Origin of the sequence: Rhodoplanes roseus (genome assembly GCF_003258865.1) — a bacterium.
GTDB classification, from domain to species: Bacteria; Pseudomonadota; Alphaproteobacteria; order Rhizobiales; family Xanthobacteraceae; genus Rhodoplanes; species Rhodoplanes roseus.
Genome location: NZ_NPEX01000944.1, coordinates 1 through 247 on the forward strand (window position 1 = coordinate 1; position 247 = coordinate 247).

Sequence of the window (247 nt, forward strand, 5' to 3'; positions counted from 1 at the left end):
AGGTCTTTGCGCTCGTCCTGTTGTGGTTCCTGCCGGATGTGGCAACCTGGCTGCCGCTCAAGCTCTACGGGCATTAGAGCGGCCCATAGCTCCAGGGGGATCACATGCGCGCGGACGAGCTTTTCGATCTTACGGGACAGGTGGCGCTCGTCACCGGCGCTTCATCGGGGCTCGGACGGCGTTTTGCGCGGGTGCTTGCGGCGAATGGCGCCAAGGTGGTGCTGACGGCGCGGCGCCAGGACAAGCT

1 protein-coding gene is annotated in these 247 nt (G+C 65.2%); it reads left to right on the forward strand.

What is annotated here, in order from left to right; genetic code table 11:
• Nucleotides 1–104 precede the first annotated feature (104 nt).
• Nucleotides 105–247 (forward strand): SDR family NAD(P)-dependent oxidoreductase (locus tag CH341_RS33115; protein WP_146604822.1); only part of this gene is annotated, 143 nt, incomplete at its 3' end.